5 protein-coding genes are annotated in these 6,936 nt (G+C 69.0%); 2 read left to right on the forward strand and 3 right to left on the reverse strand.

What is annotated here, in order from left to right:
• Positions 1-2: 2 nt before the first annotated feature.
• Both hutI and hutU read left to right on the forward strand, forming a co-directional pair.
• Positions 3-1,205 (forward strand): imidazolonepropionase, encoded by a 1,203-nt coding sequence (gene hutI, locus BN3906_RS13345; protein ID WP_222705290.1) that lies wholly within the window; start codon positions 3-5, stop codon positions 1,203-1,205.
• Between the two features lie 58 nt (positions 1,206-1,263).
• The gene (hutU, locus tag BN3906_RS13350) at positions 1,264-3,291 is read left to right on the forward strand and encodes a urocanate hydratase (protein WP_066590196.1); all 2,028 of its coding nucleotides are present in this window, start codon (positions 1,264-1,266) and stop codon (positions 3,289-3,291) included.
• A 30-nt stretch (positions 3,292-3,321) separates the two neighbouring features.
• Here the strand turns inward: hutU and BN3906_RS13355 are convergent, their stop codons facing one another.
• The 3 genes from BN3906_RS13355 to BN3906_RS13365 are packed head-to-tail and all read right to left on the reverse strand — an operon-like array spanning position 3,322 to position 6,774.
• Positions 3,322-3,975, reverse strand: a complete 654-nt coding sequence (locus BN3906_RS13355) for a GntR family transcriptional regulator (protein WP_066590079.1) — start codon at positions 3,973-3,975, stop codon at positions 3,322-3,324.
• A gap of 46 nt (positions 3,976-4,021) precedes the next feature.
• The gene (locus BN3906_RS13360) at positions 4,022-5,839 is read right to left on the reverse strand and encodes an ATP-binding protein (RefSeq protein WP_066590081.1); all 1,818 of its coding nucleotides are present in this window, start codon (positions 5,837-5,839) and stop codon (positions 4,022-4,024) included.
• Positions 5,836-6,774 carry a 5-oxoprolinase subunit C family protein gene (locus BN3906_RS13365; RefSeq protein WP_261797043.1) on the reverse strand — a complete coding sequence of 313 codons (939 nt, stop codon included), beginning with the start codon at positions 6,772-6,774 and terminating at the stop codon, positions 5,836-5,838. The genes BN3906_RS13360 and BN3906_RS13365 overlap by 4 nt, the downstream gene beginning before the upstream one ends.
• Positions 6,775-6,936: the final 162 nt, after the last annotated feature.

A 6,936-nucleotide genomic window follows, 5' to 3' on the forward strand; every position in this document is an offset into this window, starting at 1 on the left:
CTGTGACAACAACGGGGACAACAACCGGGGCAACATCCGGGACCACGACGCTGATCACGGGCATATCGGAACTCGTCACGAACGACGGGCCGGACTGGGACCTCGGCGTCATCCCCGGTGCCGCCGTGCTGGTCGAGGACGGCACCGTCACCTGGACCGGAACCGCCGCCACCGCACCGGACGCCGAACGGACCGTGGACGTGGGCGGCAGAGCCGTCATTCCGGGGTTCGTCGACAGCCACAGCCACATCGTCTTCGCCGGGGACCGCAGCGCGGAGTTCACGGCGCGGATGGCGGGCGCGGCCTACGACGGCGGAGGAATCGCCTCCACCGTCGCGGCGACGAGGTCAGCCACGGACGATGCCCTGCGGGAACGGGCGCGGCGTCTCGTCGGTGAGGCCCGGGCACAGGGAACGACCCTGCTCGAGGTGAAGAGCGGCTACGGACTGGACACGACCCAGGAGAAGCGTCTGCTGGGAATCGCACACGAGGTGACCGGGGAAGTCACCTTCCTCGGGGGTCATGTTGTCCCGGCAGAGTACCGGCACGACCCCGACGCCTATGTCCACCTGGTCGCAGGAGCCATGACTCAGGCGTGTGCCCCCTCGGCGAGATGGGGTGACGTCTTCTGCGAGCCCCACTCTCCCGTCGCCTTCGACGAGGACCAGTCCCGGGAGATCCTGGAAAGCGCCCGGAACCACGGCCTCGGACTGAGGGTGCACGGTGCACAGCTGGGCCCGGGGCCCGGCCCACGCCTGGCGGTGGAACTCGGGGCGGCGTCCGTCGACCATGCGACCTTCCTCACCGACGCGGACATCGACCTGCTGTCACAGGCGGCAGGCTCCGGTGGACCGGTCGTGACCTTCCTGCCGGTGGTGGAGTTCTCCACCAGGCAGCCCTACCCCGACGCACGCAGGGTCATCGACGCCGGAATCACCGTGGCCGTGGCCACGGACTGCAACCCGGGAACCTGCTACTCGAACTCGATGTCCATGGCCATGGCCATCGCCGTCCGGGAGATGGGGATGACCCCGGACGAGGCACTCTGGGCCGCCACGGCCGGCGGTGCACGCGCACTGCGCCGGGCCGACGTGGGAAAGATCGCGCCGGGCAGCCGTGCCGACCTTGCCGTGGTGGACGCCCCGAGCAGGGACCACATCGTCTACCGGGCAGGAGTTCCCCTGGTCAGAGCACTCGACATATAGCGATCCCGGACACCGGGACACACCCCCAGGCAGTACAAGACAAAGAATGGAACGGGACATGACAAACTCCACCGCGACCGCCGCCTACACCGCACCGCTGATCACGGAACTGCCCGAGATGCCGGACTTCGAACCCGGCATCCGACGGGCCCCCTCGCGCGGATTCCGGCTCACACCGTCTCAGACCGAGACGGCACTGAAGAACGCACTGCGCTACATCGACCCGTCACTGCACGACCAGATCATCCCGGAGTTCCTCGAGGAGCTCACCACCTACGGGCGCATCTACGGCTACCGTTTCCGTCCGGCCGGTCGGATCTGGGGCCGGCCGGTGGACCAGTACCCGGGGGCCACGCTGGAAGGCAGGGCCTTCCAGGTGATGATCGACAACAACCTCGACTTCGAGGTGGCGCTGTACCCCTATGAACTGGTCACCTACGGAGAGACCGGATCGGTGTGCCAGAACTGGATGCAGTACCGGCTGATCAGTCACTACCTCGGCGTCCTGACCCGGGAACAGACGCTGGTGATGGAATCGGGGCACCCCCTCGGACTGTTCCCCTCCCGTCCGGACGCTCCCCGCGTGATCATCACCAACTCGCTGATGGTCGGCGAGTTCGACAACCCGAAGGACTGGGAGATCGCCGAGGAGATGGGGGTGGCGAACTACGGACAGATGACCGCCGGAGGGTGGATGTACATCGGTCCGCAGGGAATCGTCCACGGCACCTACAACACCCTCCTCAACGCAGGGAGGCTGTTCCTCGGAATTCCTGAGCAGGATGATCTCCGCGGACGGCTGTTCGTGTCCTCCGGTCTCGGAGGGATGAGCGGTGCGCAGCCCAAGGCGATGAAGCTCGCCGGCGGGGTCGGCGTCATCGCGGAAGTCGACCCCTCGCGTATCCAGACCCGTCTGGACCAGGGATGGGTGGACGTCAGTTCCCCGGACCTCGACAAGGTCTTCTCCGTGGCGAAGGACAACCTGGACTCCGGCACCGCCATCTCCATCGCCTACGAGGGCAATATCGTCGACCTGCTCGAGTACGCGCTGGACAGGGACATCAGGATCGACCTGCTGTCGGACCAGACCTCGTGCCATGTCCCCTACGAGGGCGGGTACTGCCCCCAGGGGCTCAGCTTCGGGGAGCGGACCAGGATGATCGCCGAGGACCCCGCAGAATTCCGGACGCTGGTCGACAGCACCCTGCGTCACCACTACCACCTCATCGACGCCCTGGTGAAGCGGGGATCGTACTTCTTCGACTACGGCAACGCCTTCCTCAAGGCGGTCTTCGACGCCGGGGAGACCTCCATCTCGAAGAATGGTGTCGACGACAAGGACGGGTTCGTCCTGCCCTCGTACGTCGAGGACATCATGGGCCCCCACCTGTTCGACTACGGTTACGGCCCGTTCCGGTGGGTGTGCCTGAGCGGGGATCCGGCGGACCTCCACACCACTGACCTGGCCGCCATGGAAGCCATCGACCCGGAACGCCGCTACCAGGACCGTGACAACTACAACTGGATCCGGGACGCCGAGGACGCGCAGCTCGTCGTCGGCACGCAGGCCCGGATCCTCTACCAGGACGCCGAGGGGAGGATCCGCATCGCCCTGAAGTTCAATGAACTGGTCCGGGAAGGAAAGGTCGGGCCGATCATGCTGGGTCGGGACCACCACGATGTCTCGGGAACGGACTCCCCGTTCCGTGAGACCTCGAACATCCGGGACGGGTCCAACGTCATGGCGGACATGTCCGTCCAGTGCTTCGCGGGCAACGCCGCCCGGGGCATGAGCCTGGTCGCCCTCCACAACGGTGGCGGAACCGGTATCGGCAAGTCGATCAACGGCGGTTTCGGCATGCTCCTCGACGGGTCGGAGCGGGTGGACCGCATCATCAGCAGTGCGATGCTGTGGGATGTCATGGGTGGTGTGGCCCGACGTGCCTGGGCGCGCAACGAGCACGCCCTCGAAGTTGTCGACCAGTTCAACCGCGACCACGGACATGACGCACATATCACCGTGCCGGCGGTGGCCGATGACGCGACGGTGCACGAGGCGGTCGCCCGGCACCTGGCCTCTCTCTGACAGGGGCCGGCCGACGGTCGTGGACCGTGGTCACGACGGTGCCGGCAGCCGCCTGTTCCCGCCCACCGTCTCCACGAGCTCCCTGAGCTGGAGACCGGTTTCGGTCAGGGACTCCCGGAGGCGGGTCGCGGCGTCCTGCCTCCTCCCGCCGGACACGAGGTCGGCTATTTCCCGGTTCACGGGGACGAACTGCCGGTGAAAATCGTGCCGGACCTTCTCCGCCTGCAGGAACACCAGCCGCATCCGGGCGAGGAGCCGGTCGGTCTCGTCGTCGAGCAACGGTGATCCGGCCGCCGCCACCACCGCACGGTGGAACCTCTGGTTCGCCAGACCTGCTGCGGAGTAGTCCTGCCGGGAGACGGCGTCCTCCGCGTCCCGGACGGCCGCATCGAGGGCGGCCGTGTCCAGGTCAGGCCCCCACCACAGGGCGGCGGGCTCGATGACGGCACGGGCACGGTACAGGTCGCTGACACTGTCGGGGGTCGGGGACGCGATGAACACTCCGCGGTTGGGGATGCGCTCGATGATGCCGTCGGCGTCGAGGAGAGCGAAACCCTCCCGGAGAGTGTTGCGGGAGACGCTGAACCGTTCGGACGTCGTCACCTCGTTGAGTTTCTCCCCGGGGAAGTACTCCCCGGCGGAGACGGCGCGACGGATCGCCGTGGCAACACTGAGAGCACGCATGGTGACAAGTGTATCGGGCTCCCCGGTACCGGGGTCGGGACAGCCGTCACCTCCGGGCGGACTCCTCCACGATGACCGCCAGCGGCTGACCCGAGGCGACGGTGTCACCGGCGTCCCGGATGATCTGCAGTGTTCCCGCCGCCGGAGCGGTGACCGCCCTCTCCATCTTCATGGCCTCGACGGTCACCACCGTCTCACCTTCGCTGACCTGCGCACCGTCGGCGACCTTCCACTCCACCACAGTGCCGGCGAAAGGGGAGGGTACCGGGGACCCCGCGCCGGGCGCACCGGTACCGACGGACCCGGCGCCGACGGTCACCGCACCGGGCGCACCGGGAGCCTCGGCAGCGACGGTCACCGCACCGAGCGCCCCGGCCGGAATCCCGACGCGGTGCAGCCGGCCGTCGATCTCCACGGAGATCTCCGTGCGTTCGACGTAGGCGTCCTCCACCTTGTCGCCGTTGCCCGCGCCGGCGACAGCGGAGGACGGTGACCAGCAGGTGTCCACCCAGTCGGTGTAGATGCCGAAGTTCCCGTCGGCTGCCACGAAGGCAGGCTCCCGGACGATGGAACGGTGGAACGGGAGGACCGTGCGGACGCCACTGACCCGGAACTCGTCGAGTGCCGCGCGCGCCCGCCGCAGCGCCACCTCGCGGGTGGGGCCCCACACGATCAACTTGCCGAGCATTGAATCGTAGAATCCCGGGACCCGGGAGCCGGGGACAACTCCGGCGTCCACCCTGACACCCGGTCCGGTCGGCACCTCGAACCTGTCCACCGTGCCGGGACAAGGGACGAAACCGTTGGCGACATCCTCGGCGTTGATCCGGAACTCGAAGGCGTGACCGGAGGTCTCCGGGTCCGTGGCCCCGCCTGCGGCGATCCAGCTCAGGGGCTCACCGGCGGCGATGCGGAACTGTTCGGCGACGATGTCCACCCCGGAGGTCACCTCGGTGACCGGGTGCTCGACCTGGACCCGGGTGTTGACCTCCAGGAAGGAGACCGTGCCGTCATCGGCGACAATGAACTCCACTGTCCCGGCGCCGACGTACCCTGCCGCCGCGCAGATTGAACGCGCACCTTCGGTGATCTGCCGGCGCTGCCCCCCGGTCAGGAAGGGGGCGGGGGCCTCCTCGACCAGTTTCTGGAACCGGCGCTGGGTGGAGCAGTCCCGCAGACCCACCACGGAGACATGCCCGTGCCTGTCCGCGAGGACCTGGGCTTCGACGTGCCTGGGCTTCTCCAGGAACTTCTCGATGAAACACTCGGTGCGGCCGAACGCCGAGCCCGCCTCACGGCCGGCCGAGGCGAAGGCGTCCTCCACCGCACCGAGACCGTCTTCCCTGGTGACGATCTTCAGTCCGCGACCGCCGCCGCCGAAGGCCGCCTTGACGACCACCGGCAGGCCGTGCTCAGCGGCGAAGTCGCGGGCCTGTTCCCAGGAGGTCAGGGGCTCGGAGGTACCGGGGGCGAGAGGGGCCCCGACCGACTCGGCGAGCTGCCGGGCCGCCATCTTGTCGCCGAGGGTGTCGATGGTCTCCGGGTCCGGTCCGATCCAGGTGAGACCGGCCGTGGTCACGGCGCGGGCGAAGTCCGCGTTCTCCGACAGGAACCCGTAGCCGGGGTGGAGGCAGTCCGCTCCGACGCGGGCCGCGATGTCGAGCAGTGCGGGGATGTTCATGTAGGTCTGCGCCGAGGTGGACCCCGGCAGGGCGTAGGCCTCGTCGGCGACCCGGGTGTGCAGTGCCCCTGCATCAGGTTCCGAGTACACCGCGACGGAGCGGATGCCCAGGTCGCGGGCCGCGCGGGCGATGCGGACGGCGATCTCCCCACGGTTGGCGATGAGTACGGTGTGCAGGGTCATGGTTTCTCCTGGGGAATTCTGTCGGTGGTGCCGGGGTCCGGGTTGACGGCTCTGAAGGTGACGGTGCTGCCGGGTGCCAGCTGGGCTGCGGCGTCGAGATCCCCGGGGACGACGGTGGCGATCACGGGGTAACCCCCGGTGACCGCATGGTCCCGCAGGAACAGCACCGGAAGCCCGTCCGGGGGGACCTGCACAGATCCGGGGACCATGCCCTCGCTGGGCAGTTCCCCGTCACGGTCGCGGACGACGGGGCGGTCTCCGGCGAGGCGGATCCCCACCCGGTTGGAGGCGGGACTGACCGTCCACCGTGTGGCGGTCAGTGCACGGACGCCTCCTGGGAACCAGTCGTCCCGGGGGCCCGGGACCACCCGCAGTACCCCGTCGGTACGTGGTGAGGCGGCTACCGGTGCGACTGTCCCGGAGGGGCGCCCGGCGTGGACGAGGTCGCCGGGCGTCAGGGGCGCGGGGCCGAGTCCGGAGAGCAGGTCCGTGGACGCGGATCCGAGGACCGGTGCGGTGACCACGCCGCCGCGGACACCGACATAGCTGCGCAGCCCCCGTGTCGCCGGCCCCACGGTGAGCTGTGTGCCGGGTGTCAGCAGGACAGGGGTTCCCTGCGGCACCGGTCGGCCCGGGTGTGTCGTGCCGGGCCGGCGGTGCACGCTCACAGGTGCCTCCGCCCCGGTGACCACGACCACTGTGTCGACCAGGGCGGTGAGTGCCAGCCCGCCGATGTTCTCCAGGACGGCGGCGTCGCGTGCATTGCCGACAGCATCGTTCGCGGCCCGGGCGGCGCCGAGGTCGGCGGCACCGGATCCGGGGACTCCCAGGTCGCCGTACCCGTGGCGTCCCCGGTCCTCGACGAGGGTCTGCAGGCCCGGGTCGTCGACCTGCAGCACGGGGCGGCGGGGCGGGGAGGGGAGGGGGCGGGCCACGCTCTTGCGCGGTCCCGTGGCTGGCTCTTTTACACCTCTTGATGTGTATAAGCGGCAGACGCCGGACCGCTCGGACGGTCGCACCCCCTTTAGTTTCCCCCCGGGGAAGGTATCCCCCGCGGGGACGGCGCGGCGGGTCCCCCGCGCCACACCCACTGCACG

Origin of the sequence: Corynebacterium provencense (assembly GCA_900049755.1) — a bacterium.
GTDB classification, from domain to species: domain Bacteria; phylum Actinomycetota; class Actinomycetes; order Mycobacteriales; family Mycobacteriaceae; genus Corynebacterium; species Corynebacterium neomassiliense.

What these genes read in the sequence shown, in the direction of transcription:
- hutU (WP_066590196.1), top strand. Translation starts at nt 1,264, where the DNA reads ATGACAAACTCCACCGCGACCGCCGCCTACACCGCACCGCTGATCACG.
- BN3906_RS13360 (WP_066590081.1), bottom strand. Translation starts at nt 5,839, where the DNA reads ATGACCCTGCACACCGTACTCATCGCCAACCGTGGGGAGATCGCCGTC.
- BN3906_RS13355 (WP_066590079.1), bottom strand. Translation starts at nt 3,975, where the DNA reads ATGCGTGCTCTCAGTGTTGCCACGGCGATCCGTCGCGCCGTCTCCGCC.